The organism is Devosia sp. 919, assembly GCF_013185965.1.
Lineage (GTDB): Bacteria > Pseudomonadota > Alphaproteobacteria > Rhizobiales > Devosiaceae > Devosia.
In genome coordinates this window covers 3,386,140-3,412,128 of sequence record NZ_JABAOL010000001.1, presented here as the reverse complement: position 1 = coordinate 3,412,128, position 25,989 = coordinate 3,386,140, and the positions used below count along the sequence as shown (strand labels likewise).

Genomic DNA, 25,989 nt, shown 5'->3' with positions numbered 1-25,989 from the left:
TGTGATCAGCTGGCGGTCATGTCGGCGATAGGGGGCAGGGCGCCTTCGGGGATCGCCGTCTTGTAGCGGGCACGGCCGGCGACCTGGCTGAGAGCGACCGCAGCGGCCTCGCGCAGGGAGGCGTCTTCCAGGGCCTTGACGGCGGTCGCGGCCATGACCTTGGCGGCGTGGATCATGCCATTGTGGGCGGCAGCACTCTTGCCCTGGGCGACCAGCTGCCAGGAGTGGAACGGGGTGCCAATGGCGAAATTGGCGCCGTCAAGCTGGACCGTGGGCACGACCCAGCTCACATCGGCCAGATCGGTCGAGGCGACGCCGGCGGTGGGGACGGCGATATCGGCGGGGATCAGGAAATCGGCCAGCGCCTTGTCGTCGCGCGGGGGCATGGCATAGCGCTCGTAATCATGGCGGATATGCTCGGGCGAGAGGGTCGCCTGGATGGCGCGGGCGAAGCGTTCGTCCTCGGCACTGAACTGGGGCGGGCCCAGTTCGGCGAGAGCGGCGGACATGGCGTTCTGCAGGGGCGCGTTGTTGATGAGATTGGCCACCGAGCTGATGATCTTGATCTCAACGCTGGTGCCGGTCATCAGCGCGGCGCCGCGAGCGACATCCTGAACGCGCGCGAGCACATCGAGCATGCTTTCGACGGTGGAGGAGCGCACGGAATAGCGCACCTTCGCGCGGGCCTGCACCACATTAGGGGCAATGCCACCGGCATCGAGAATGGCATAGTGCATGCGCGTGTCGGTCGGGACATGCTCGCGCAGATAGTTGCAGCCGACATTGGTCAGCTCCACCGCATCAAGGGCGCTGCGCCCGAGGTGCGGGGCGGAAGAGGCGTGCGCGGCGCGGCCGGTGAAGGTGAAATCAATGCGCGTGTTGGCCAGGCTCGAGCGGCGGGTCACTTCGGCGAAAATGCCGGGGTGCCAGGTGATGGCGATATCGACATCGTCGAAGAGGCCGGCGCGGACCATGAAGGCCTTGGCGCCACCGCCTTCTTCGGCGGGGCAGCCGTAGTAACGGACGCGGCCGGGCAGGTTGTTGGCTTCCAGATAATCCTTGAGGGCGCGGGCAGCGAGCAGGCTGCCAGCTCCGAGCAGATTGTGGCCACAGCCATGGCCGTTGCCGCCAGCCTGGAGGGGCGTGTGGGTGGCATTGCCCGCTTCCTGGCTGAGGCCGGGCAGGGCGTCGAATTCGCCGAGGAAGGCGATCACCGGGCCGCCGTTGCCGGCTTCACCGACAACGGAGGTGGGGATATCGGCCAGGCCCGTGCGAACCGAAAAGCCGTGCTCGCGCAGCGCCGCTTCATGGGCCGCGGCGGAGCGCGTTTCCATGTAGCAGGTTTCGGGCGTTGCCCAGACGGTGTCGGCCAACGTGACAAAGGAAGCGCGGTGCTGGTCGACCAGGTCCCAGATGGCTTGGGTGTTTTTCATTTTGTGGTTCCTCAGGCCGAGTGTTGGGAAAGAATGGCGCGCATGCGCTCCACAAGCACTGGGTCGGTTTCGCCTTCGTCGGCGGGCTGGAAGCCGAACTGGACGGGCAGCGATTGCGGATCGAGCCCGAGCGGGCTGCGGCAGGAGGCGTGGATCTCGGTGATGCCAGGCACGGCCAGCATCTGCTCGACATTGGCCGGCTTGATGCCACCGCCGGGCATGACGGTGATGCGGCCGCTGGCCTGCGCCAGCAACTGGGCAATGGTGGGGGCCGCATCGAGCACCGAGCGCTGGCCGCCCGAGGTCAGGACACGCTCAAAGCCCAGCTCGATTGCCGTTTCCAGCGCTGCCGGTTGATCCGGCGTCAGGTCAAAGGCGCGGTGCAGCGTCGTGCCCATGCCCTGCGCCCGGGCGATGAGACGCGCCAGCAGGTCGGCATCGAGCGTGCCATCGGGGCGGTTGGCGCCGAGCACAACGCCGGCAATGCCGTGGGCGCGCAGCTGGTCGATCTCGGCCAGCATGGCGGCTTCGTCCGCGGCATCGAAGATGAAATCGCCGGGGCGGGGGCGCACCATGGCGTAGACCGGAACCGCCGCCTTGCTCGCGAGCGCAACCAGACCCGGATTGGGTGATAGGCCGCCGAGCGCCAGGGCGGAGCAGAGTTCGATGCGATCGGCACCCGCCTCGACCGCGCTATGCAGGCCGCGGGGACTATCGACGCAAACTTCGAGGATCATGGATTCAAGCCCTTGGGGTTTGTTGGACCAGCACCGACATGCCGACCAGCCCGCCGTTGTCGAGGAACTGACCCGGACGGACCAGCGGTTCGGCAAAGCTGTTGAGGGTGCGGGTGCGCACCTGTGCGTCGAGCGCCGCGATCAGCGCGGTGCGGGCGGCAAGGCCCCCGCCAACGGGCACCACCGAAGCGCCGGTGATGTTGACGGCAAAGGCCAGAGGTTCGCTCAGCAGCGCCAGGTAGACTTCGACAGTGCGGGCGGCAGCCGCGTCGCCGGCTTCCCAACCGTCGAGGATTTCGTGGCTGGTCTGTTCTTGACCGTGCAAATGGGAATGCAGCCGTTCGATGCCGCGCGCGCCCCCGATCGTGTCGGTGCAGCCGATCTGGCCGCAACCGCAGGCAAAGCGGGGGATGGTTAGGGTTTCCCCCGAACGGAGGGTCAGCCGGGTCTGGGTGATGGGGCCGTGGCCCCATTCGCCGGTGACGCCGCGATGCCCGCGCACGGTGCGGCCATCAACCACGAGGGCGCCGCCGACGCCGGTGCCAAGAATAGCGCAAAACACCACGTCATGGCCGCGGCCGATGCCGAGATTGGCTTCGGCCAGCGCAAAGGTATCGGCGTCGTTGGCGATCACGACCGGACGGGCCAGGGCGGCGGCAAGCTCGCCCGCTACGTCATGGCCCTTGAAAGCAGGGATATTGGCGGCATTGACGGTGCCGTTACGGTGATCAAAGAGCCCAGTAGTCGATATGGCCAAGGGCACCGCGGCGCCCGGGCCGTTCCAACGCGTGGAGAGCCCGGTGAGGGCCTCTACGAGGGCGGGCCAGTTGTCGGCCGGCGTTGGCACTTCGTCGACCCGCTGCACCTGGCCGGGCCCGAAGGCCTGGCCGAACTTGATGAAGGAGCCACCGATATCGGCGCAAAGCGCAGTGGCTGGCGCAGCCGGATCGCGCAGGAAGACGCTTGTTGGTGTGCTCATTTGCGCGGATCCAGCAGGTCGCGCAGGCCATCGCCGAGGATGTTGAAGCCCAGAACGGTCAGCATGATCGCGAGGCCCGGGAACAGCGACATGTAGATGTTGACGCCCAGATAGTTGCGGCCAACGCTCATCATGGCGCCCCATTCAGGCGTTGGCGGCTGGGCACCAAGGCCGAGAAAGGACAGGCTCGCGGCCGACAGGATCACGGTGCCGGCTGTGAGCGTTGATTGCACGATGATGGGGCCGATGGCATTGCGCAGAATGTAGTGCACCAGAATGCGGTGCTGCGGGATGCCAAGGGCCTGGGCCGCCTCGATGAACTCCATGCGCTTCAGCCCAAGCGTCAGATTGCGGCTGAGGCGGGCGTAAACCGGTACGGAAAAGATGGCGATGGCGATCAACAGGTTGATGAGGCTGGGCCCGAGCACACTGACGATGAGGATGGCGAGCACAATGCCGGGAAAAGCAAAGAGCACGTCCATGATCCACATGATGGTCTGATCGAGCACGCGACCGCCCATGCCGGCAATGATGCCGAGGGGGACGCCAGTGCAAACGGCAAGCGCGACGGCGAGCACCACTTCAAGCAGGGTGATGCGGGCGCCATAGATGACGCGCGCAAAGATATCGCGGCCATTGTCATCGGTGCCGAAGGGATGCTCCCAAGAGGGAGGCAGGAGGGTCGAGAGCAGGTTCTGCGCATAAGGATCAGCCGGGGCGATCCAGGGCGCGAAGATGGCGGCAACGACGATAAGGCCCACAAGGACCCCGCCGATCACGAGGTTGGCGTTGCCGGCAATCCAGCTCAAGGCCCGCGCCGTCCCGTTGGGGCGACGAGCCGGTGATGTCATGGGAGCGGACATCTATTCGAACCTTATTCTGGGATTGAGGACAGCGATCAGCATTTCGGCGAGGAAATTGACGATCACGACGCCGAACACGGCAACGAGCGCCACGCCCTGGATCACCGGGTAATCGCGGTAGCGCACGGAATCGACCATCAGGCGCCCGAGGCCAGGCCAGTTGAACACGGACTCGGTGACCACGGCGCCGCCGATGAGACTGCCGAAATTGAGCCCCACAATGGTGACGATAGGAATGAGCGCATTGCGCAGGGCATGGCTCCAATAGACCTGGCGCGCCGGCAGGCCCTTGGCGCGGGCGGTGCGGACATAATCCTGGCCCAGCACCTCGATCATGCTCGAGCGCGTCATGCGGGCGATCACGGCGGTGGGCAAAACGGCAAGGGTGACGGCGGGCAGGATATAGCTTTGCCAGGAGGTGGCGCCGAGCAGGGGCAGCCAGCCGAGCTCGACGGAAAAATAGTTCATCGCCATCAGCGCCAGCCAGAAATTGGCAATGGAGGCGCCGCCAATAGCCAGGATCATCACGAGGTAATCGGGCCAGCGGTTGCGGTTCATGGCGCCGGCCATGCCGGCGGGAACGCCCACGGCTACCGCCAGCAGATAGGCGAGCGCGGCAAGGGACAGCGTATAGGGCAGGCGGTCGGCGATTTCCTGCACCACGGGGAGATTGGAGCGGATGGAATTGCCGAAATTACCCTGCAGCGCATTGGTGGCAAACAGCAGATATTGCTCGGGGATGGAGCGATCGAGCCCCAGCCTGACGGTCATGGCGTCCACCGCTTCCTGGGTGGCTTCAGGCCCGGCCAGCACGCGGGCGGGCTCGCCCGGCAGGGCGCGGATGGCGATAAACACCAGCAGCGACACGCCGATCAGGATCAGCGGCAAGGATGCCAGCTTGCGCAGGAAATAGGATTGCATTGGGCTCTCGAGGCAAGGGCCGGGCGAGTGAAATGCTCGCCCGGCCGGAGACGGTTGTTAGTCCTTGGTCGCGGTTTCGACGCGCACGAAACCACCCGGCACCATCCAGGCGCCCGACACGCCGTCGCGGGTCGCATAGAGGTCCTGGTTCACATAGAGGAGGACGTGAGGCGCCTCGTCATTGATGAGCTTTTGGGCTTCCACATAGACTTCGTTGCGGGCCGCTTCGTCGGTGGTGGCAGCAGCCTTGTCGAGCAGGGCGTCGAAGTCGTCGTTCTTGAAGAAGCCGAGATTGGCGCCGCCGGGCGAGAAGCTCGAGGAGTGGTAGAGCGGGCGCAGCTGCAGGTCAGCGCCGTTGACGCCCGAAGACCATGACGCGATCACGGCGTCGACATTCTGGTCGGCCTTCTGGGCAACATCGCCAAAGGCGGCCTGGGACCAGACGCCGCTTTCCATGCGCTGCACGTTGAGCTTGACGCCCAGCGGCGCCCACATGGCCTGGAGCACTTCGCCGATGCGCGCTTCGGGTTCCTGGACCACGACATCGATCTCAAAACCATCGGCAACGCCGGCTTCGGCAAGGAGCGCCTTGGCACGCTCGAGGTCGAGCGGATAGGGGTTAAGCGAAGGATCAAAGCCGGGCGTGATGCTGGCGAGGGGGGAGGTGGCGGGGATGGCGTAGCCGGCCATGATCGCCTGGACGAGACCGTTCTTGTCGGTGGCAAAGTTCAGCGCCTGGCGGACGCGCACGTCGTTGAGGGGCTCGGACTCGGTGTTGAGCGCGACCCAGAACACGGCCGAGCCGTCCGAGACATTGAGCGAGAGCTCGGGATTGCCCTCGATCTGGCGGGCAAAGGCGGCCGGAACGGGGTTGATGATGTCGGCGTCGCCGGTCTGGAGCGCCATGTTGAGCACGGAGGTTTCGCTCGACCAGGTCCAGCGGATCTGGTCTTCGCCAGCTTCCTTGTCGCCCCAGTAGTCAGCGAACTTTTCCTGCAGGACATAATCGCCCGAGCGGTATTCGGCGAGGCGATAAGGGCCGGTGCCGACCGAGGAGGAGCCGAGATTGCCGGCTTCGTCGGCAGCCGGGCTGACCTGCCAGCCGGCCTGGGTGGTCAGGAGGGCCAGAAAGGCCGGGTAGGGCGACTTGAGGGTGATCTCGAGGGTGTATTCATCAACGGCGCGCACGCCTGCCATGAAGGTGCGCAGACGGCCGCTGGCGGCAAGGCCGCGCTCGGTATCGAGGTGGCGGTTGAAGTTGTAGGCGGCAGCTTCGGCGTTGAAGGGGGTGCCGTCATGGAAGACAACGCCTTCGCGCAGCTTGAAGGTCCAGACAAGGCCCGCTTCGTCCGAAGTCCATTCGGTGGCGAGCTTGGGCACGATCTGCTGGTTGGCGTCGCGATCGGTCAGCCCTTCGAACATCGGGCGGAGCAGCGCATTGGTGAAGGTCGCGCTTTGATCGCCCGGATCCATGGAGCGGGGGGCTTCGCTCTGCATGACGTTGAGAACGTCCGCCATGGCGAGGCTGGGGGTAAAGGCAAGCACGCCGGCAAGGGCAATGCGAGCCATGAGGCTGCGGGTAGTAGGCACAAACTTCATCCAACGCGCTCCGAGATCGACCTGTGAAAGTTTTGTTAGTGGGTGAACTAACCTGGCTTGAGTAGTTCACTCATAGGACTTAGTGTCAAGGGATAGAGGTTCATTTGCTCACACCCACGCACCATCGCATTCTGCGCAGCCTGAATTCCTCGGGTCCGCTTACCCGGGCGGAGCTGGGCAGCCAACTCGCGCTCAGCAAGGCGGCGATGAGCGGGCTCACACGCGAGCTGATCGAGGGCGCGCTGGTGGAGGAAACCACGAGCGTGCAGCGCCAGGGGCGGCCGGCCGTGCTGCTCGACCTGCGGGCGGATGGGGCTTATTTCATCGGCATCTCGCTGTTGAGCCGGCCCGCGCAGATCGCGCTGACCGATCTCAAGGGCAATATCTTTGCCCGGGCAGCGCTGCAGTTCGATCCCGACCCCGAGCAATTCGCCGATAATGTCGCGGCCGCGGTGCCGGGGTTGATCGATGGGATCGCGCGCGAGCGGCTGGCCGGGATCGGGGTGGCGCTGTCGGGCCTCGTGGATGAAGAGCAGGCGCGCTGCATCAAGTCGACGCTCCTGGGCTGGCAGGATGTGCCGCTGGCGCAGCTGATCGGCAAGCGCGTCGGGGTGCCCACCTTTGTCGAGAACGACGCCAAGGCGCTGGCGATCAGCGAAAAGCATTTCGGGGAAGCGCGCGAGTTCAACAATTTCAGCGTGATTTCGCTGGGCGGCGGGATCGGCTCGGCCCATTTCATCCATGGTCGGCTTTATCGCGGAGCGCATGGCGGGGCGGGGGAAATTGCCCATTGCACGATCGAGTTGCAGGGGCGGCCCTGCCGCTGCGGCAAGGTTGGGTGCCTCGACACCGTTGCCTCGCTCAATGCGCTAGCCGAACTGGCGCGCGAGGAGGGGCTGCAGATTTCCTCGCTGAGCGAACTCGAGCACGAGGCGACTAACGGCTCATCGGCGGCGATCCGGATCCTGCATCGCGCGGGCTCGGCGCTGGGGCTGGCGATCGCCACCGTGATCCAGATCAACGATCCGCAGATGATCCTGATCGCGCATCAAGAAAAGAGCTTTTCGGGGCTGTTTGCCACGGTGATGCAGCAGGCCATCGAAGCCAATGTGCTGCCGCGCCTGTCGGGCCGCACCCCCATCCGCACCGAGCGGGTGGACAATGATGTGTGGAGCCGGGGCGCCGCGAGCGTGGTGGCCGAAAGCTTCTTGAATGGTCTTATTTAATGGAAGGAAGATGCATGCGCATTGCCGTTGCCGGTCTGCATGTCGAATGTAGCACATATAATCCCGTTCTGGCGCGCGAGGCCGATTTCCGCGTGCTGCGCGGGCCTTCGATGATCAAGGACGGCTATTTCGAGTTCCTGACCCATTTCCCGGCTGAGTTCATCACCGTGCTGCATGCCCGCGCCATCGCGGGCGGCCCGGTGGAAGGGGCGATCTATGCGACCTGGAAGGCTGAGATCCTCGAGGGCATCCGCGCGGCGCTGCCGCTCGATGGGGTGTACCTCGCCATGCATGGCGCGATGTTTGTCGAGGGCCTGCAGGATGCCGAGGGCGACCTGATCAGTGCGGTGCGCGAGCTGGTGGGCCCAGATGTACTGATTTCGGCGAGCTATGACCTGCATGGCAATATCAGCCAGCGCATCATCGACAGCCTCGACATGTTCTCGACCTATCGCACTGCGCCCCATATCGACGTGGCCGACACGATGCGCCGGGCGGTGACCATGCTGGTGCGCGCGCTGTCGAGCGGCGAGCGGCCGCATATCGTTTGGGCGCCAGTGCCGGTGCTGCTGCCGGGCGAGCGGACCAGCACGCAGGACGAGCCCGCCAAGACCTTTTATGCGCAGATGCAGGCCGTGGAAGACCCGACGGGCATCTGGGATGCCTCGTTCCAGGTCGGCTATGTCTGGGCCGACGAGCCGCGCGCTACGGCCTGCGCGGTGGTGACGGGCGTCAATCGCCCCGCAATGGAAGAAGCGGCCAAGCATCTGGCGCAGGACTATTGGGAAGTGCGCGAAGAGTTCCGCTTCGGCCCCAAGACCGGCAGCATCGATGAATGCGTCGACTGGGCGGTGAGTTCGCCCACGGCGCCGGTGGTGCTGGCCGAGGCGGGGGACAACCCCACCGGCGGCGGTGTCGGCGATCGCGCCGAAGTGCTGGCGGCGCTGATCGAACGCAACGCCCAAGGCGTAGTGTTTGCCGGGATCACCGACAAGGCGGCGACCGATGCCGCCTATGCGGCGGGCATCGGCGCCAAGCTGCATCTTCGCATCGGGGCGAGCCTTGATGTGTCGAGCACGCCGGTTGAGACGGAAGTCGAAGTGGTCAATCTGCTCGAAGTCGAGCAGGAGCGGCTGCGCGAAGCGGTGGTGCGGATCGGTGGGATCGAGCTGGTGCTGACCGCGCGCCGGCGGCCCTTCCACTATATCGCTGATTTCACCAAACTCGGGCTTGATCCCGTGGCGGCCAAGATCGTGGTGGTCAAATCGGGTTATCTCTCGCCCGAGTTGAGCCCGATCGCCAATCCCAATTTGATGGCCCTGTCGCCGGGGGTGGTGGACCAGTTCGTGGAGCGCCTCGAGCGCAACCACAAGCCGCACCCGACCTATCCGTTCGATAAGGATTTCTCGTTCGTGCCGGAAGCCGTGCCTTCCGCCCGCGCCGAGCGCGCCCAGCGCTAAGCAATTCGGAGCTATTTGCCCATGACCACGCCTGCGCCCGTCCTGTCCGTTCGCAACCTCTCCACCTCCTTCCGCACTGGCGGGGAGTGGAACAGCGTTGTGCGCAATGTGTCCTTTGACGTCATGCCCGGGGAAACCGTGGCCATTGTCGGGGAGTCGGGGTCGGGCAAGAGCGTGACCTCGCTGTCGGTGATGCGGTTGCTGCCCCCGGGCAGCAGCCGGATCGAGGGCGAAATCCTGCTCAATGGCCGCTCGCTGCTGTCATTGAGCGAAGAAGAGATGCGGCGGGTGCGCGGCAACGAGATCTCGATGATCTTCCAGGAGCCGATGACGTCGCTCAACCCGGTGTTCACGGTGGGGCGGCAGATCGCCGAAGCCCTGACCTGCCACAATCCCATGAGCGCGGCCGAAGCGCGGGCGGAAACCATTCGCCTGCTCGAGCGGGTGCGCATTCCCAATGCCGCCGGGCGCCTCAAGGAATATCCGCACCAGTTTTCGGGCGGGATGCGGCAGCGCGTGATGATCGCCATGGCGCTCGCGAGCCGCCCCAAGTTGCTGATCGCCGATGAGCCGACCACCGCGCTCGATGTGACCATCCAGGGGCAGATCCTCGACCTGATCAAGGCGCTGCAGGAAGAAGAGGGCATGTCGGTGCTCTTCATCACGCACGATATGGGTGTGGTGGCCGAGATCGCCGACCGCACCGTCGTTATGTATCGGGGCGACGCGGTGGAAACCGGCGCCACCGCTGACCTGTTCCGGGGCGCCCAGCACCCCTATACCCGCGCGCTGCTCGCCGCCGTGCCCCAGCTGGGCGCGATGAAGGATGAGCCCAAGCCGCGCCGCTTCGCCATTATCGACCCGCAAACGGGCGCAGCCAGCGAGCCGGCTCCGACCACGCGGGAAGTGGACCGGACGGCGCCGATCCTCAAGGTCAAGAATCTCGTTACCCGCTATGATCTCAGCGGCCGCTTCCTGCGCGGACCCGGGGGCGCGGTGCATGCGGTGGAGGATGTGAGCTTTGAGCTTTATCCCGGCGAAACCCTCTCGCTGGTGGGGGAATCGGGCTGCGGCAAGTCAACGATCGGCCGCTCCATCACCCGGCTGACCACACCCCGCAGCGGGGAAGTGGATGTGGAAGGGCGCGATATCCTCAGCCTCTCCGGTCACAATCTGCGCGAGCTGCGCCAGACCGTGCAGATGATCTTCCAGGATCCGTTTGCCAGCCTCAATCCGCGCATGCGGATCGGGGAAGCGCTGATGGAGCCCTTTCTCGCCCATAAGCTTGGCACCCGGGCCGAGGCGCGCGACAAGGCACTGCACCTGCTCGAGGAAGTGGGGCTATCGCCCGAAATGGCCAAGCGCTTTCCCCACGAGTTTTCCGGCGGGCAGCGCCAGCGGCTCTGCATTGCCCGGGCACTGACGCTCGATCCCAAGGTGATCGTGGCCGATGAAGCGGTGTCGGCGCTTGATGTGTCGATCAAGGCGCAGGTCATCAATTTGATGCTCGATCTGCAGGAGCGGCTGAACCTCTCCTATCTCTTCATTTCGCACGATATGGCGGTGGTGGAGCGGGTGAGCCATCGCGTGGCGGTGATGTATCTGGGCGAGATCGTCGAGATCGGGCCGCGCCAGGCGATCTTTGCCAATCCCCAGCACGCCTATACCCGCAAGCTGATGGCGGCGGTGCCGGTGCCCGATCCGGCGCGCCGGCAAGTGCGGCGGCCCGTATCCAATGACGAATTGCCCAGCCCGGTTCGTCCGGCCGGCTTTGTGCCGCCCAAGCGGCGCTACGAGGAAGTGGCGCCGGGTCATGTGGTGCAGGTCGCCTAGGGACGGCCAATAATTTGTTGGGTCTGCCTCTCCGGCTGGCCTAACCAGCTTGATTTGCCGCGCGAAAGGCTTTCCAAGCGCGGGACGACCAGATTTTGGAGACAATGCAGTGAGCAGTTCGACCCCGATGCCGGAAATTCGTGTGTTCCCGACAGCGGAGGAAGCCGAGATCAGTGTTGCAGCGGAGCTCGGAGCGCAGCTGCGGGCGGCTCCGGCGAGCGTTTTGGGCCTCGCCACGGGCAATTCCATGATCGGGGTTTATCGTGAGCTCGTGCGGCTGCACCGCGACGAAGGTTTGTCCTTTGCGGGGATGACGAGCTTCAATCTCGATGAATATTGCGGGCTGGCAGCGGACGATCCGTCGAGCTTTGCCGCCTATATGCACCGGCACCTGTTCGACCTGGTGGATGCTGATACCAGCAAGCTGCACCTGCCGGATGGCAACTCGGCCGAGGCCGGGGCCGCCTATGAGGCCTCCATCACGGCAGCCGGCGGGATCGAGCTGCAGCTGCTGGGCATTGGCCGCAACGGTCATATCGGCTTCAACGAGCCCGGCTCGCCGCAGAATTCGCGCACGCGGATCGTCGAGCTGGCGCAGCGCACCCGCGAGGTTAATGCTACCGATTTCCCGCCCGGCGCCGAGGTGCCCCACCACGCGGTGACCATGGGTATCGCCACCATTCTCGACTCGCGCCGGATCATCCTGTTGGCAACGGGCGCGGCCAAGGCCGAAGCGCTGGCCGATGCGATGAGCGGGGCCGTGCGACCCGAAAACCCAGCCTCGTTCCTGCAGACCCATCCGCGTGTCACCCTGGTGTGCGACGAGGCGGCGGCGGCGCTGTTGCCGGCCCAGCTGCGCGGCTAGCCCAGGCGGGTAGCCGGTGCAGGAAGGCCGTGACAGGGCGCCACAATACCGTTAGCCAATAGCCTCTTATCGGAGGAGGCTTAGGCATGCGGGTATTGGTGATTGGCGCGGCGGGGATGGTCGGTCGCAAGCTGACGGAGCAATTGGTGCGCTCCGGCAAGGTGGGCGAGCAGGCGATCGAGCAGCTGACCCTGGTGGATGTGATCGCGCCGGCGCGTCCCGAGGGGCTGGCGGTGGAGTTGCGTGCAGCGGACCTGTCGGACCCCGGGGTGGCCGAAGAGCTGATTGCTGGCCGGCCGGACCTGATCTTTCACCTCGCCGCCATTGTTTCGGGGGAAGCGGAAGCCGATTTCGAGAAGGGCTATCGCATCAATCTCGATGGCACGCGGGCGCTGCTGGAGGCGATCCGGCTAGCGGGCGGGGGTGGCGGTTACTGCCCGCGGGTGGTGTTCACCTCCTCGATTGCCGTGTTTGGCATGCCCTTCCCCGATGTGATCGGGGACGAGCAGATGCTGACGCCGCTCACGAGCTATGGCGTGCAAAAGGCCATCTGCGAATTGCTGCTGGCCGATTATTCCCGGCGCGGCTTTCTCGACGGCGTGGGCATTCGCCTGCCCACGATCGTGGTGCGGCCGGGCAAGCCCAACAAGGCGGCGTCCGGGTTCTTTTCGGGAATCTTGCGCGAGCCGCTCAATGGGCAGGAAGCGGTGTTGCCGGTGGACGAGAATGTGCGGCACTGGTTCGCGAGCCCACGTTCGGCGGTGGGGTTCCTGCTGCATGCCGCGACCATGGATACGGCGCCCTTGGGCAATCGGCGCTCGCTCAACATGCCGGGCGTGAGCGCCACGGTGGCCGAGGAAATAGCGGCGCTGCAACGGGTGGCGGGGGATGAGGCGGTCGCGCTGATCCGCCGCGAGCCCGATCCGACTGTAGCCGGCATGGTCAGCGGCTGGGCGCGCAATTTCGATCCGCAGCGGGCAAAGGCGCTGGGCTTCCGGGCCGAAAACTCGTTCGACGAGATCGTTCAGGTGTTCATCGAGGACGAAATGGGCGGCAAGCCGAAGCTCGGCTAACCGCCTGTCCGATCAGGGTTCTTCGCCAAAGGTGGTCTTGGTGTCGTCCAGCACATGGGCGGCCGGGACCGCCGCCTCGTTGGTCTCCACCGTCTCGCCGGGCTCCTGGGGAATGGGCATATAGCCCTGGGCCATGAGCCAATCCTGGACCACGACATTGACCGCTTCCTCGCGGGACAAGCGCGGAGTGGGGGGCTCGTCGGTCTTGTCGATGAAGCGATCGAGCGCGGCGAGGGTCGCGGCATCGAGGAAGGCGAGGTCGTTGGTCATGGGTGTAGGTTCTCAAGAAGGTGGGCCAGCATAGCGGGGCCGAGGGCGGCAGCAAAGGAGCAAGAAGGTCATGACAACGGATGTGCGGGGCGGTGCGGTACTGGGGACTTTCCTGCATGCGCCGGTGCCGGAGCGGCTCGACGTGCTGGCCGATACGCTGATTTGCGTGGACGAGGCGGGGGTGATCAGCGCGGTTTTGCCCCGGTCGAGCCATGAAGGTGAACGGGTTCTGAACGAACTGGGCGAGCGCGTCATCCGACTACCGGATACGCATTATGGTTTGCCCGGTCTGGTCGACCTGCATGTGCATGCGCCGCAATATCCGCAGCTGGGATTGGCGCTCGACGAGCCACTGGAAGTGTGGCTGCAAAAATATACCTTCCCGCTCGAGGCGCAGTATCGCGACCTCGACTTTGCCCGCGAGCGCTATAGCGTGCTGGTGGCAGACCTCCTCGCGGGTGGGACGACCACGGCGCTGTACTTCGCCACGCAGGATCGTGCGGCGACGGAAGTGCTGGCCGATCTGTGCATCGCGGCGGGGCAGCGGGCGCTGATCGGCAAGGTGGCGATGGACGATCCGGCGGCGTGCCCGCCCGATTACCGCGACGAGAGTGCGGAAGCGGCGGTGCGCGATACCCGCGCGGTGATCGACTATATCCGTGGGCATGCCGACAATGGCGAGGGGCGGGTGCTGCCGGTGGTAACGCCGCGCTTTGTACCCTCCTGCACCGATGCGGCGCTCGAGGGGCTGGGGCAGCTGGCGCGCGAATGCGAGTGCCATGTGCAGACCCATTGCTCGGAAAGCGACTGGGCGCACCACTATGCCTTTGAGCGCTTCGGAATCAGCGATGCTGCTGCGCTGGATCGGTTCGGGCTGTTGGGGCGGCGATCGGTGGTGGCGCATGCGCCGTTCTTGTCGGAGGACGATATGGACCTGCTGGTCGAGCGGGGATCGGCGGTGGCCCATTGCGCGCTCTCCAATATCTATTTCGCCAACAGCGTCTTTCCGCTGCGCCAGGCGCTCGAAAAGCAGCTGCATGTGGGGCTGGGGACCGATATTTCGGGTGGGCCCAGTGCATCGATGTGGGAGGCGTGCCGCACAACGGTGCAGGTGTCGCGGATGCTCGAAGAAGGGGTGGATCCGGCGCTGTCCGCGGCCGAGCGCGGCCGTGGCAGTGGACGGGTCGACCTTGTCACCGCGTTTCACCTGGCAACGGCCGGGGGCGGGGTAGCGCTCGACTTGCCGATCGGGGTGTTTGCGGCGGGCTACCGGTTCGATGCGCTCGCCATCGACACCGGGGCGGTGGACGGCGGGATACGCCTCTTCGGGCAAACCGAGCCCGGGGCGGTGTTCGAAAAGATCGTTTATGGGGCCAATCGCAGCAATGTTGCTGGCGTCTGGGTGGACGGGATTTGCCGCGTCGACCGGGGCTGGCGGGAGGGTGCCTGGGGCGGCGGCAATCACGCCTAAACCATTGGGCGCAGATTCATTTTTGGAGTCGGAACGAATCACCGGGCGCGGGATTGAGTCGGCCTGTTAGTGATTCGAGAGTACCCGCCATGCCTGCTTCACGCCCGGCCTGGAGGGGCCAGATCCGCCTCTCCCTGGTCTCGATTGCCGTCGAGCTTTATCCGGCCCAAACCGAAGCACGCACCCGATTCCGAATGATCCACCAGCCGACGATGCAGCCGGTCCACTATGAAAAAGTGGTGGACGGGATCGGCGCGGTCGAGCCCGAAACCATCATCAAGGGTTTTGAATATGAAAAGGGCGAGCATGTGCTGCTGAGCGAAGACGAACTCGACGCGGTCAAGCTCGAAACCAAGCGCACGCTCGAGTTGTCGCAGTTCGTTGAACTGAGCGAAATCGATCCGGTCTATTTCAGCAAGGCCTATTATGTGCAGCCGGCGGACGACCTCGCCGAGGATGCCTATGTGGTGATCCGCGATGCGTTGCAGCAAGGGCAGAAAGTGGGGATCGGGCAGATCACCATGAATGGCAAGGAGCACCTGGCAGCGCTGCAGGCCTCCGGCGAGGGGCTGGTGCTCAATACGCTGCACTATAAGGAAGAGCTCAAGGATGAGCGCGAGTTCTTTGGCCGCATCGACGCGGCGCCCGCCGACGAGGCGGCCGTCAAGATGGCGATGGCGCTGATGGAACGGCAAACCGAAAAATTCGATATCGCCGCCTTCCACAATCATTACGAGGATAGCGTCAAGGAGCTGATCACGGCCAAGCTCAAGACGCATGCCAAGCGCAGCAAGCCCAAGGCGGAGCCGGCCGAGCCCATCAAGGGCAGCAGCAATGTGATCGATTTGATGGCTTCGCTCAAACGCTCGATCGAGCAGGCGCCGGCCCCTGAAGCCAAGCCGACTGCTCCCCGGCGGGCGGCGGCGGCGAAGGCACCCAAGGCGCCTTCTACCTCGAGCAAGGCGCCCGCCAAGCGTGCCCCTGCCAAACGCGCGCCGGCCAAAAAGGCGGGCTAGCGTTCAGCGGGTCAGCAGTGCCCGGCTGGCACAGAAATTGGCTCAGCCAAAGCGGATCAGCGCCTTGAGGAAGCCATCGGGACGATCCCGAGTGGTGTCGAGGGCGGTGTCGAGCTCTTCGAGCGCAAAATCATGGGTGTAAAGGCTCGAGGGATCGAGCTTGCCAGCCATGATGGCATCGGCGGCATCGCGAATGCCCTGAATATAGATCTTGGGGTCGCGCTCATGGGCGTTGATCACGTCGAGCCCGCGCCAGTTCCAGAGCTGCATATTGATCTGGCGCGGCCCATCCTGGTGATAGCCGGCAACGATCAGCTTGCCGCGCTCGCGGGTCAGCTCGGCCGCGAGATCAAGCGGCCATTGCTTGCCCACCGCTTCAATGACGCGATCGCAGAACTGACCATCGGTCAGTGCCTTGACCTGCTCGATGATCTGCCAGTGATCGTTCATCGGGATCACTTCGGCGGCGCCCATGGATTTGGCGATATCGAGGGAATAGGGGCGGCGGGAAATGGCGATGACCCGGGCGCCGGCGCGGGACGCGAGTTGGGTGAGGAGCGCGCCCAGAAAACCGATACCAACAATGGCAACGGTCTGGCCGGGCTGGATGTCGCTGCGCTTGAAGATGTTCATGGCGCAGCCCAGCGGCTCGCCGGGGAAGGGCTGGTTGTCGAGAGCGGCGGGGAGCTTGACCACGGCATCGGCCTCGGCCACGTCGTGGGTAGCATAGCTATGATAGGACAGCGCGGCCACGCGATCGCCGACCGCCAGGCCAGTCACGCCGTCGCCCAGCGCATCGATGCGCCCCCAGCCTTCATGGCCAAGCCCGCCGGGCTCGGTGGGGAACTGCATCCATTCGGGGCCGGCCCAAGGGGTGAGATTGGACGCACAAACGCCGCAGCCTTCGAGCGCCACGCGGACCTGTCCGGGGCCGGGCTGTGGCGCTGACTGGCGATCAATGCGAATGGCTCCGGGACCAGTAACCACTGCGGCCGCCATCTCGGGTGCTGCTGCCTCGATCTCGCTCATGACCTGCCTTTCGGTTGAGTTTCAGGGCGCCCAAAGGGGCGCAATCAGGGGTGTCTTGGTAGCGCAAGGCGGGGCGGTTGTCCGCAAGTTTTGCTGCGGGGGAGCTGCGTCAGATGGGATCGGGGGTGAGCGCGGCAGGCCTTGAGGAGCCAAGTGTTCCGCTGTGGCGGTCGAGCGTGTTGTGGGGCCCGAACCCCCACCCTAGCCCTCCCCTCAGGGGGGAGGGGATAGATGGGGGCGTCCCGAGAGCGGGTGACATGCAGAACGTTATAGAGGACGTTACAGAGAAAGAATCGAGGGCGGGGAGGAAGGTTTCTGACTTACCAATGAACTTAAACGCGCGGTGGATCACTTGGTTCCATCGTTTAGTCTATATAGTAGCTTATAAGTAACTTGGGTTAATCTACCTGCCTGGAGCCGTGCAGATCGGGCTGGTGCGCTTGACCTGAAAGCATCATCTAAGTACATGAAGCTGAGGCAGCTTTGCTGCTGCGCTGGTTTCCTTGGCGGCGATTTTCCGGTTCATGCAGCCCCTCAGGGTTGCCCGGTTGCCGCAATCGGGGGAAACTGGCTTTGGTTGTTCTTTTCTGCCGAAATCTCGGCGGATCTTCAAGCGTCAGGTGCACATGACTCACGTTCTTATCACTGGTGGCTGCGGCTTTATCGGCCGGTATGTGGCGCAGGAATTGCTGGCCAATAATTACCAGGTGCGCGTTCTGGACGCGATGATCGACCAGGTGCATGGGGATGCGGCAGCGCCAACCCCCGCCGGGGTCGAGGTGATCCGCGCCGATGTGCGCGACAAGGATGCGGTGAACGCGGCGCTCGAGGGCATCGACAGCGTCATCCACCTGGCCGCCGAAGTGGGCGTGGGCCAGTCCATGTATGAAATCGCCCGCTATGTCGGTGGCAATGATCTCGGCACCGCGGTGCTGCTGGAAGCCATGATCGATCGCCCGATCAAGCGCATCGTCGTGGCCTCCTCGATGAGCGTTTATGGCGAAGGCGTTTATGTCGGCTCCGAAGGGCAGCGCTTCGAAAGCATTCGCCGCCGCGCCGCCAGCGTCAAGACCGGCGCCTGGAACCCCACGGGCCCCAATGGCGAAACCCTGACGCCCGCGCCCACGGACGAGCAAAAGCCGGTGGACCTGGCCTCGATCTATGCGCTGACCAAATATTCGCAGGAACGGCAGGTGCTGATCTTTGGCGAGGCCTATGGGGTCGACGCCGTGGCACTGCGCCTGTTCAACGTGTTTGGCCCCGGCCAGGCGCTGTCCAATCCTTATACCGGCGTTTTGGCCAATTTCGCCTCCCGCCTCACCAATGGGCAGCCGCCCATGATCTTTGAGGATGGCGAGCAGCGCCGCGACTTTGTGCATGTGCGCGATGTGGCCCGCGCCTTCCGCCTCGCGCTCGAAGGAGCCGAAGCGCCCGGCCATGTCATTAATGTGGGCAGCGGCAATGCCTATACGATTACCCAGGTCGCAACGCTCCTGGCCGAAGCCATGGGCGTGCCCCAGATCGCCCCGGACATCATGGGCAAGGCGCGCTCGGGCGATATCCGCAACTGCTTTGCCGATATCTCCAAGGCGCGCGAGCTGCTCGGCTTTGAGCCGCAGCATCGGCTCGAAGATTCGCTGGGCGAGCTGGCGGACTGGGTGCGCGAGGCGCAGGCGATCGACCGGGGCGCCGAAATGAAGCGCCAGCTGGAGGAGCGGGGTTTGGTTTCGTGACAGCGAGCAAACCACTCAGCGCCAGCGCCATGAGCAAGGCCCCTGCTGCCGGCACCATCGTGGTGGTGGGCGGGAGCGGCTTTGTGGGCTCCAATCTCGCCGACAGCTTTTTGCGCGATGGCGAGCAGGTAGTGGTGCTCGACAATCTCAGCCGCCCCGGCGTCGAGCAGAACCTGGCCTGGCTCAAGCAGAACCATGGCGAGCGCGTGCAGCTGGCACGCGCCGATATCCGCGACCTGACGGCCATCAAACCCGTATTTGCCGACGCCAAGGCGGTGTTTCACCTCGCCGCGCAAACCGCGGTGACGACGAGTCTTGTCGATCCGCTCGATGACTTTGAGGTCAATGCGCGCGGCACGATCAATGTGCTCGAGGCTGTGCGTGCGGCCGGGCGCAATGCGCCGGTGGTGTTTTCGAGCACCAACAAGGTTTATGGCGGTCTCGAGGACATGGCCATGGCCGAAAGCGATGGGCGCTATCTGCCCGTCGACGAGGTGATGCGGGCCCGCGGCGTGTCGGAAGACCGCAAGCTCGATTTCTGCACGCCCTATGGCTGCTCCAAGGGCGTAGCGGACCAATATGTCCTCGATTATGCCAAGAGCTTTGGCTTGCCCACGGCCGTGCTGCGCATGAGCTGCATTTATGGACCGCGCCAGTTCGGCACCGAGGACCAGGGCTGGGTCGCCCATTTCCTGATCCGGGCGCTCAAGGGCGAGGCGATCACGCTTTATGGCGACGGCAAGCAGGTGCGCGATGTGCTCCATGTCAGCGATGCCGTGGCGGCTTATCGCAGTGTTCTGAGCAGTATCGGCAAGGTTTCGGGCCGGGCCTTCAACCTGGGCGGGGGGCCGCGCAATGCGGTCAGCCTCAACATGGTGCTGGCCGAAATCGAGCAGCTGGTCGGGCGCAAGGTCGAGATCGGCTATGGCGACTGGCGGGCGGGCGATCAGCTGTATTTCGTCGCCGATACGGGCCGGCTCGAAGCGGAACTGGGCTGGAGCGCGCGCATGGGCTGGCGCGACGGGATCGTGGATCTGTGCAATTGGCTCGCGCCACAGCACGCCATTGCGGTGCCCAAGGCCAGCCAGCAGCGGGTGCGGGCATAATGGCCGAGGCAATCGGGGCCGCCAATGGCAACAGCACCGGGCCGCAGCCGCGGCGGGTGCTGATGTCGCTGGATGCCGTGGGCGGGGTGTGGCGCTATGCCATGGACCTGGCTTCGGCACTGCGCGAGCAGGGCTTCAGCTTTGTGTTTGCCGGGTTTGGGCCGGGGCCTTCAGTGGCGCAGGTTGAGGAGGCCCAGCGGCTGGGCACGCTGGTGTGGCTCGAAGCGCCGCTGGACTGGACCGCCCAAAACGAGGCGGCGCTGGACGGCGTGCCCGGGCTGATCGCTGCGTTGGCCGAAGAGCATCAGGTGGATCTGGTGCATCTCAACCTGCCCTCGCAAGCCTATGGGCTTAAGCTGGATGTGCCGGTGCTGGTGGTGAGCCATTCCTGCGTCGTCACCTGGTTTGCCGCGGTGCGCAATGGGCCGGTGCCGCTGGACTGGCACTGGCAGCAGCGGCTCAACCGGGGCGGGTTCGACCATGCCGATGCGGTGGTGGCGCCCAGCGAAACCCATGCCGACATGCTGCGCCGCAGCTATGGCCCGATCAAGGGGCTGCAGGTGATCTATAATGGCGCCCATCCGACGCCGTCCGAGATCGACAAGGCGGAACTGGTGTTTGCCGCCGGGCGCTGGTGGGATGATGGCAAGAATGGCCGGGTGCTAGACCAGGCGGCTGAGCACACGGTGTGGCCAGTGGTGATGGCGGGGGCCAATAGCGGGCCCAATGGGCAGTTCCTGGCCATCGAGCATGCCGATCATCGCGGCGAGCTAACCCATGGCGGGGTCAAGGCGCTGATGGCGGAAGCCGCCATTGTCGCGTCGCCCTCGCTGTATGAGCCGTTCGGGCTGGCGCCGCTGGAAGCGGCGGGGGCGCGCGCGGCGCTGGTGCTGGCCGATATCCCGACCTATCGCGAACTCTGGGATGGGGTGGCGCTGTTTGCCGGCCCCCATGACCCCAAGGCTTTTGCCGACCGCATCAACCAGTTGGCGGGCGATCCCGCGCTGCGGGCGGAACTGGCGGCCAAGGGGCAGGAGCGCGCCCAGCGCTTCAGCGTTGCCGCGCAAGCGGGCGCCATGGGCGAGCTTTATCGCCAGCTGTTGTCGGCCGGTGCCGTTGCGGGCCGTGCCTAAGGAATTCTGATGCGTTTTGTTTTTTATACCCACTCGCTGGTTTCCGACTGGAACCACGGCAATGCCCACTTCCTGCGCGGGGTGATGCGCGACCTGGTCCGGCGCGGCCATGAGGCGCTGGCGCTCGAGCCCGAAGACGCCTGGAGCCGGCAGAACCTGCTCACGCAGCAGGGGGCAGGGGCGGTGGATCGCTTTACCAGCGATTTCCCGATGCTGCGCTCCGAGCAATATGGCGCCGGGTTCGACCACGAAGCGGCGCTCGCCGAGGCCGATGTGGTTGTGGTGCATGAATGGACCGACCCGGCGCTGGTGGCGCGGATCGGGGAGTTGCGGCGCGACGGCGCGCCCTGGACGCTCTTGTTCCATGACACCCATCACCGCGCGGTTTCCGCCGAGGGCGATATTGCCGGGCTCGAACTCGAGCATTACGACGCGATCCTCGCCTTTGGCGAAACGCTGCGCGAGCGTTATTTGCGGGCGGGCTGGGGCAAGCAGGTGTTCACCTGGCACGAGGCGGCGGACGATGCGCTGTTCCACCCTATGCCCGAGATAGAGCGGACGCGCGACCTGATCTGGATCGGCAATTGGGGCGACGATGAGCGCACCGCCGAGATCGCCAGTTTCCTCGTCGAGCCGGCGCGCCAGCTCAAGTTGACGGGCACGGTGCGCGGCGTGCGCTATCCCGAAACAGCGCTCGCGGCGCTCAAGGCGGCCGGGCTCGATTATGGCGGCTGGATCGCCAATGCCGATGCCCCGCGCGCTTTTGCGCAGCACCGCGTCGCCGTTCATATTCCGCGCCGCCCCTATGTGCAGAACCTGCCGGGCATCCCGACCATTCGCATGTTCGAGGCGCTGGCCTGCGGCATTCCGCTGATTTCGGCGCCCTGGAGCGATGCCGAGGGCCTGTTCCGGGCGGGCACGGATTTCCTGTTTGCCCGGGATGGCGCGGACATGCAGCGGCTGCTGGCCGAAGTGCTGGCCGACCGCGACCGGGCGGCGGCGCTGGCAACGGCGGGTCTCGAGACCATCCAGGCGCGGCACACCTGCCGGCACCGGGTCGACGAATTGCTGGCCATCCTGGGCCAGCACGGCACCGCCCGCGTTTCCAACCAACTTGCTGCCGGGGAGGCCGCCTCTTGAAAATCGCATTCTATGGCTCGAGCCTGCTGTCCGCCTACTGGAACGGCGCCGCCACCTATTATCGCGGCCTGCTGCGGGCGCTGGCGGCGCGCGGCTACGACATCACGTTCTACGAACCGGATGTGTATGACCGCCAGAAGAACCGCGACATCGATCCGCCGGAATGGTGCAAGGTCGTCGTTTATGAAGGCACGATCGAGGCGCTGAAACAAGCGGCCGCCCATGCGGTGGACGCCGATATCGTGGTCAAGGCGAGCGGCGTTGGCTATGAGGACGATCTGCTGCTCGACGAGGTACTGAAAGCCTCGCGGCCCGGTGCGCTCAAGATTTTCTGGGATGTGGATGCGCCGGCGACGCTGGCCGAGCTGCGCGCCGCGCCCGAGCATCCGCTGCGCCGCGCGCTCGGGCAGATCGATCTGGTGCTGACCTATGGCGGCGGCGATCCGGTGGTTGCGGCCTATAAGGCGGTGGGCGCCAAGGAGTGCATCCCCGTCTATAATGCGCTCGATCCGCAGACCCATCATCCGGTGCCGCCCAATCCGCGCTTCACCGCCGATCTGGGATTCCTGGGCAATCGCCTGCCGGACCGCGAAGCGCGCGTGGAACACTTCTTTTTGGAGCCGGCGGCGCGCACGCCCGGCCAGCGCTTCATGCTGGGTGGCTCGGGCTGGCACGACAAGCCAATGGCCGGCAATATCAACTATATCGGCCATGTGCCGACGGGCGAGCACAATGCGTTCAATGTGACGCCCAAGGCCGTGCTCAATATTTCGCGCGAAAGCATGGCGGCCAATGGCTTCTCGCCGGCAACGCGGGTGTTCGAAGCGGCCGGCGCCGGGGCGTGCCTCATCACCGATTTCTGGGAAGGGATCGAGCTCTTCCTCGAGCCCGAAACCGAAGTGCTGGTGGCGCGCGACGGGCAGGACGTGGCGCAGATCATGGCCGCGCTGTCGCCCGAGCGGGCGCAGGCGATCGGGCAGGCGGCGCTGGCGCGGGTGCTGCGCGAGCACACCTATGACCACCGGGCGGTGGAAGCGGACCGGATCTTCCGGGAGTATAGCGAGCGGGTCGGCGAGGCCGCGCAATGACCGAGCATTTCGATCTGGTCGTTGTCGGGCTGTCTCTGAGCTCGTCCTGGGGCAATGGGCATGCGACGACCTTTCGGGCACTGTTGCGCGGCGTTGCCGCAGAGGGCAAGCGCGTGCTGTTCCTGGAGCGCGACGTGCCCTGGTACGCCAATAACCGCGACCTGCCGGACCCCGACTTTTGCGAACTGGCTTATTACAGCAGCGTCGATGACCTGCTCGCGCGCTTTGGCGCGACGCTGCAGGCAGCCGATGCGGTGCTGGTGGGCTCTTATGTGCCTGAGGGCGTTGCCGCCATCGATGCGCTGTCGAGCCTGGGGCTGACGCGGTTCTGTTTTTACGACATCGACACGCCCGTGACCCTGGCCAAGCTCGACCGGGGCGACGAGGAATATCTGGCGCGCCGGCAGATCCCGCTGTTTGACATCTATTTCTCGTTTTCGGGCGGGCCGGTGCTGACGCGCCTTGAAACCGAATATGGCGCGAAGCGCGCCGAGGCGCTGTATTGCTCGGTGGACAGCAAGCGCTATGGGCCCACTGGCTCGGCGATCCGCTGGGACCTGGGTTATCTCGGCACCTATAGCCCGGATCGGCAGCCGACGCTGGAGCGGCTGCTGATGGAGCCGGCGCGGCAATTGCCGGAGCGGCGCTTTGTGGTGGCAGGGCCGCAATACCCGGCCGAGATCGACTGGCCGGCCAATGTGGAGCGGATCGAGCATTTGCCACCGGCCGAACATGCCGCATTTTACAGCGCGCAACGCTTTACCCTCAATGTGACGCGCGCCGACATGATTGCGGCGGGTTGGTCGCCCAGCGTGCGCTTGTTCGAGGCGGCGGCGTGCCGCACGCCGATCATCAGCGATATCTGGCCGGGCCTGACCGAATTGTTGCCGGAAGGGGAAGCCATCGTGCTCGCCCGCACGAGCGACGATGTGATCGATGCGCTGGAATCGCTGAGTGAAGCGCAGCGCGAAGCCATGGCGGCGAAGGCCCAGAGCCTAGTGCTGGCGGGTCATACCGGAGAAGCGCGGGCGCGCGAATTGCTGGCGGCGCTGGCCTCACTCTAGCGGGCAGGGCAGCGCTTGGCTCACGAAACTGTGTCCTTCTTGCCACAGATTGGGGCTTGCAAACGGGTGTGACGGGTCCGCCCAAGTTATGCCGATGTTGCATATCATCCATGCGTCAACTTTTACGGCTATGCGCCATTCGGAATTTGCCGAAAGAGCATAGAGCCAAACCTATTGGGTACTGAGTTGACGCGTTCACGCCTTGAGCTGCCGAATCGACGCCATTTTCTGCACATCATGGGCGCCGGCCTGGCGCTCCTGTCGACGACTTCGCTTTCGAGCACGGCTTATGCCGCACTCGAGGAGCGGCAGGAATTTGCCTTTGATTTCGACGCGTTCAGCGCGCGCATGAAGGATATCGGCGCAGCCCCTTACCAGAAGCCGGTGTTCAACCTGCCGGAAAGCTTTACCGGGCTGGATTACGACGCCTATCGGCGCATCCAATATCGTGGCGAGCGCGCCAAGTGGGCCGGCGATGACCACGGCTACCAGGTGCATGGCTTCCATCTGGGCTGGTTGTTTGCCGAGCCGATCCGCATCTACGAGATCGAAGGCGGGGTAGCGCACCCCATGGAATTCAGCGCCGACGATTTTGAGTACCACGATACCGAAGTGGATGCCGCCGCCCACGCCCAGCCATTCCCCGGCATAGCGGGCTTTCGCCTCAACTATCCGCTCAACCGCCCCGAAGCCTGGGACGAGCTGATTTCGTTTTTGGGCGCGAGCTATTTCCGCGCGCTGGGGCGGGACAATGTTTATGGGCTGAGCGCACGCGGTGTGGTGCTCAATTCCTGGGTCGAAGGGCCCGAGGAGTTTCCGCGCTTTTCTGAATTCTACCTGCAAAAGCCCCAAGGCGACGAGCCGCTGGTGGTTTATGCCGCGCTTGAGGGCCCGAGCCTTGCCGGCGCTTACCGCTTTGTGTTCACCCCGGGCAGCGACACCAACCAGGCCACGGCCATGGATGTGACGGCGCGGCTTTATTTCCGCGAGGACGTCAAGGAACTGGGTATAGCGCCGCTGACCTCGATGTTCCTTTATGCCGAAGCCAATCGCGCCGGCTTTGACGATTACCGGCCGCAAGTGCATGACAGCAATGGCTTGCTGATCGAGCGCGAGAACGGGGAAGTGCTGTGGCGCGCGCTCAGCAATACCGATGCGCTGGGCAATTCCTATCTGTGGGAAAACAATCCACGTGCGTTCGGTCTTTATCAGCGCGGCCGCGATTTCGAGACTTACCAGGATGCCGGCGCCCATTACGAGCGCCGCCCTTCGGTGCGCATCGAGCCAATTGGCAATTGGGGCGAAGGGACGGTCAGGTTGATCGAAATTCCTTCGACACTCGAGGTGGACGACAACATCGTTTCGTTCTGGATCCCGGCCGAACCCGTTGTGGCGGGGTCGGAACGCGAATTCAGCTACAAGCTGATCTGGGGCGATCTTGATCCGAGTGAAGACGCGCCAATCGCCTATGTCGCCGAAACCCGGGCCGGGCAGGGCGGGGTCTCGGGTGTCGCCAATGCCGCCAATCTGCGCAAATTCGTCATCGACTTCAAAGGCGGTGAACTCGCTGGCATGCCCGAGGACGCGCGTATCGACGTGCTCGCGACCGTCTCGAGCGGCGTGGTGCGCCATTCCGCGCTGTCCAAAGTGCCGGCCAATGGCACCTGGCGGCTGGTGCTCGATATCGAGGCGGACGCTTTGAACCCGATGGAAATCATGGCCTATCTTGTGGGCTCCGGCCGCAAGCTGACCGAAACCTGGCTGTATCAGTGGAGGCCAACCCATGAAGTATGATGGCGACCTCTTCTTTGCCAGCGCCTTGCCTGACGCTCCCCTCCCCATGCCCAAGCAGCAGCTGGAGCGGCGCCGCTCCTTGTTCCAGGCGCTCCGCAATGCCATAACTGCCTTCTCGTGGCTCTGAGGGGAACTGGCGCCAACCATGCGGTTCAT

Annotated in this window: 22 protein-coding genes and 1 pseudogene; 15 read left to right on the top strand and 8 right to left on the bottom strand. The window is 64.8% G+C overall.

Features of this window, described 5'->3' with window-relative positions; genetic code table 11:
* Nucleotides 1-5 precede the first annotated feature (5 nt).
* From HRQ64_RS16455 to HRQ64_RS16430, 6 genes are read right to left on the bottom strand one after another with little or no spacing between them, the layout of a single operon-like run.
* Entirely contained in the window at nucleotides 6-1,433 is a 1,428-nt protein-coding gene (locus HRQ64_RS16455; protein WP_172124402.1) for an amidohydrolase, read from the bottom strand.
* An 11-nt stretch (nucleotides 1,434-1,444) separates the two neighbouring features.
* Nucleotides 1,445-2,170 carry a copper homeostasis protein CutC gene (locus tag HRQ64_RS16450; protein WP_172124400.1) on the bottom strand — a complete coding sequence of 242 codons (726 nt, stop codon included), beginning with the start codon at nucleotides 2,168-2,170 and terminating at the stop codon, nucleotides 1,445-1,447.
* A gap of 4 nt (nucleotides 2,171-2,174) precedes the next feature.
* Complete coding sequence (locus tag HRQ64_RS16445) at nucleotides 2,175-3,149, bottom strand: ROK family protein (protein WP_172124398.1); 975 nt, start codon at nucleotides 3,147-3,149, stop codon at nucleotides 2,175-2,177.
* Nucleotides 3,146-4,012 carry an ABC transporter permease gene (locus tag HRQ64_RS16440; protein WP_172124396.1) on the bottom strand — a complete coding sequence of 289 codons (867 nt, stop codon included), beginning with the start codon at nucleotides 4,010-4,012 and terminating at the stop codon, nucleotides 3,146-3,148. The genes HRQ64_RS16445 and HRQ64_RS16440 overlap by 4 nt, the downstream gene beginning before the upstream one ends.
* Nucleotides 4,013-4,933, bottom strand: a complete 921-nt coding sequence (locus HRQ64_RS16435; protein WP_127754138.1) for an ABC transporter permease — start codon at nucleotides 4,931-4,933, stop codon at nucleotides 4,013-4,015. It abuts the gene before it with no gap.
* Nucleotides 4,934-4,990: 57 nt separating this feature from the next.
* A complete protein-coding gene (locus tag HRQ64_RS16430; protein ID WP_172124394.1) occupies nucleotides 4,991-6,532 on the bottom strand; it encodes an ABC transporter substrate-binding protein in 1,542 nt (513 codons plus the stop codon).
* 104 nt (nucleotides 6,533-6,636) lie between these two features.
* On the opposite strand from HRQ64_RS16430, the gene HRQ64_RS16425 reads away from it, so the two are divergent.
* The 5 genes from HRQ64_RS16425 to denD all read left to right on the top strand — a co-directional run bounded on the left by HRQ64_RS16425 (nucleotide 6,637) and on the right by denD (nucleotide 12,989).
* Nucleotides 6,637-7,758, top strand: coding sequence for an ROK family transcriptional regulator (locus HRQ64_RS16425; RefSeq protein WP_172124392.1), 1,122 nt, complete (start codon nucleotides 6,637-6,639; stop codon nucleotides 7,756-7,758).
* Between the two features lie 14 nt (nucleotides 7,759-7,772).
* The gene (locus HRQ64_RS16420) at nucleotides 7,773-9,218 is read left to right on the top strand and encodes a M81 family metallopeptidase (protein WP_172124390.1); all 1,446 of its coding nucleotides are present in this window, start codon (nucleotides 7,773-7,775) and stop codon (nucleotides 9,216-9,218) included.
* Nucleotides 9,219-9,239: 21 nt separating this feature from the next.
* Nucleotides 9,240-11,051 (top strand): ABC transporter ATP-binding protein, encoded by a 1,812-nt coding sequence (locus HRQ64_RS16415; RefSeq protein WP_172124388.1) that lies wholly within the window; start codon nucleotides 9,240-9,242, stop codon nucleotides 11,049-11,051.
* Between the two features lie 109 nt (nucleotides 11,052-11,160).
* A complete protein-coding gene (locus HRQ64_RS16410) occupies nucleotides 11,161-11,916 on the top strand; it encodes a glucosamine-6-phosphate deaminase (protein WP_349236717.1) in 756 nt (251 codons plus the stop codon).
* 86 nt (nucleotides 11,917-12,002) lie between these two features.
* Nucleotides 12,003-12,989: a D-erythronate dehydrogenase gene (gene denD / locus HRQ64_RS16405; protein ID WP_172124386.1), complete on the top strand. Its 987-nt coding sequence runs from the start codon at nucleotides 12,003-12,005 to the stop codon at nucleotides 12,987-12,989.
* 12 nt (nucleotides 12,990-13,001) lie between these two features.
* Here denD and HRQ64_RS16400 read toward each other — a convergent pair whose 3' ends face one another.
* Nucleotides 13,002-13,259, bottom strand: a complete 258-nt coding sequence (locus HRQ64_RS16400; RefSeq protein ID WP_172124384.1) for a hypothetical protein — start codon at nucleotides 13,257-13,259, stop codon at nucleotides 13,002-13,004.
* 70 nt (nucleotides 13,260-13,329) lie between these two features.
* Here HRQ64_RS16400 and HRQ64_RS16395 point away from each other — a divergent pair, with 70 nt between their 5' ends.
* Nucleotides 13,330-14,730, top strand: coding sequence for an amidohydrolase family protein (locus tag HRQ64_RS16395; protein ID WP_172124382.1), 1,401 nt, complete (start codon nucleotides 13,330-13,332; stop codon nucleotides 14,728-14,730).
* Between the two features lie 89 nt (nucleotides 14,731-14,819).
* Nucleotides 14,820-15,746: a Ku protein gene (locus HRQ64_RS16390; protein WP_172124380.1), complete on the top strand. Its 927-nt coding sequence runs from the start codon at nucleotides 14,820-14,822 to the stop codon at nucleotides 15,744-15,746.
* A 42-nt stretch (nucleotides 15,747-15,788) separates the two neighbouring features.
* Here HRQ64_RS16390 and HRQ64_RS16385 read toward each other — a convergent pair whose 3' ends face one another.
* Complete coding sequence (locus HRQ64_RS16385) at nucleotides 15,789-16,775, bottom strand: zinc-binding dehydrogenase (RefSeq protein WP_248307071.1); 987 nt, start codon at nucleotides 16,773-16,775, stop codon at nucleotides 15,789-15,791.
* Between the two features lie 626 nt (nucleotides 16,776-17,401).
* Here HRQ64_RS16385 and HRQ64_RS16380 point away from each other — a divergent pair.
* The 8 genes and pseudogenes from HRQ64_RS16380 (at nucleotide 17,402) to HRQ64_RS16345 (ending at nucleotide 25,960) form a co-directional block, all read left to right on the top strand.
* On the top strand, nucleotides 17,402-18,508 hold the full coding sequence (locus HRQ64_RS16380) for an NAD-dependent epimerase/dehydratase family protein (protein WP_172124378.1): 1,107 nt from the start codon (nucleotides 17,402-17,404) through the stop codon (nucleotides 18,506-18,508).
* Between the two features lie 56 nt (nucleotides 18,509-18,564).
* Nucleotides 18,565-19,536: pseudogene (locus HRQ64_RS16375) on the top strand (NAD-dependent epimerase/dehydratase family protein); the annotation flags it as partial.
* Nucleotides 19,537-19,613: 77 nt separating this feature from the next.
* Nucleotides 19,614-20,747: a glycosyltransferase family 4 protein gene (locus tag HRQ64_RS16370; RefSeq protein ID WP_248307070.1), complete on the top strand. Its 1,134-nt coding sequence runs from the start codon at nucleotides 19,614-19,616 to the stop codon at nucleotides 20,745-20,747.
* Nucleotides 20,748-20,756: 9 nt separating this feature from the next.
* Nucleotides 20,757-21,887, top strand: coding sequence for a glycosyltransferase (locus HRQ64_RS16365; protein ID WP_172124376.1), 1,131 nt, complete (start codon nucleotides 20,757-20,759; stop codon nucleotides 21,885-21,887).
* The gene (locus HRQ64_RS16360) at nucleotides 21,884-22,975 is read left to right on the top strand and encodes a glycosyltransferase (protein WP_172124374.1); all 1,092 of its coding nucleotides are present in this window, start codon (nucleotides 21,884-21,886) and stop codon (nucleotides 22,973-22,975) included. The genes HRQ64_RS16365 and HRQ64_RS16360 overlap by 4 nt, the downstream gene beginning before the upstream one ends.
* Nucleotides 22,972-24,039, top strand: coding sequence for a glycosyltransferase (locus tag HRQ64_RS16355; protein ID WP_172124372.1), 1,068 nt, complete (start codon nucleotides 22,972-22,974; stop codon nucleotides 24,037-24,039). The genes HRQ64_RS16360 and HRQ64_RS16355 overlap by 4 nt, the downstream gene beginning before the upstream one ends.
* 186 nt (nucleotides 24,040-24,225) lie before the next feature.
* Complete coding sequence (locus tag HRQ64_RS16350; RefSeq protein ID WP_210258566.1) at nucleotides 24,226-25,833, top strand: glucan biosynthesis protein G; 1,608 nt, start codon at nucleotides 24,226-24,228, stop codon at nucleotides 25,831-25,833.
* Complete coding sequence (locus HRQ64_RS16345; protein WP_164854880.1) at nucleotides 25,823-25,960, top strand: hypothetical protein; 138 nt, start codon at nucleotides 25,823-25,825, stop codon at nucleotides 25,958-25,960. The genes HRQ64_RS16350 and HRQ64_RS16345 overlap by 11 nt, the downstream gene beginning before the upstream one ends.
* Nucleotides 25,961-25,989 lie beyond the last annotated feature (29 nt).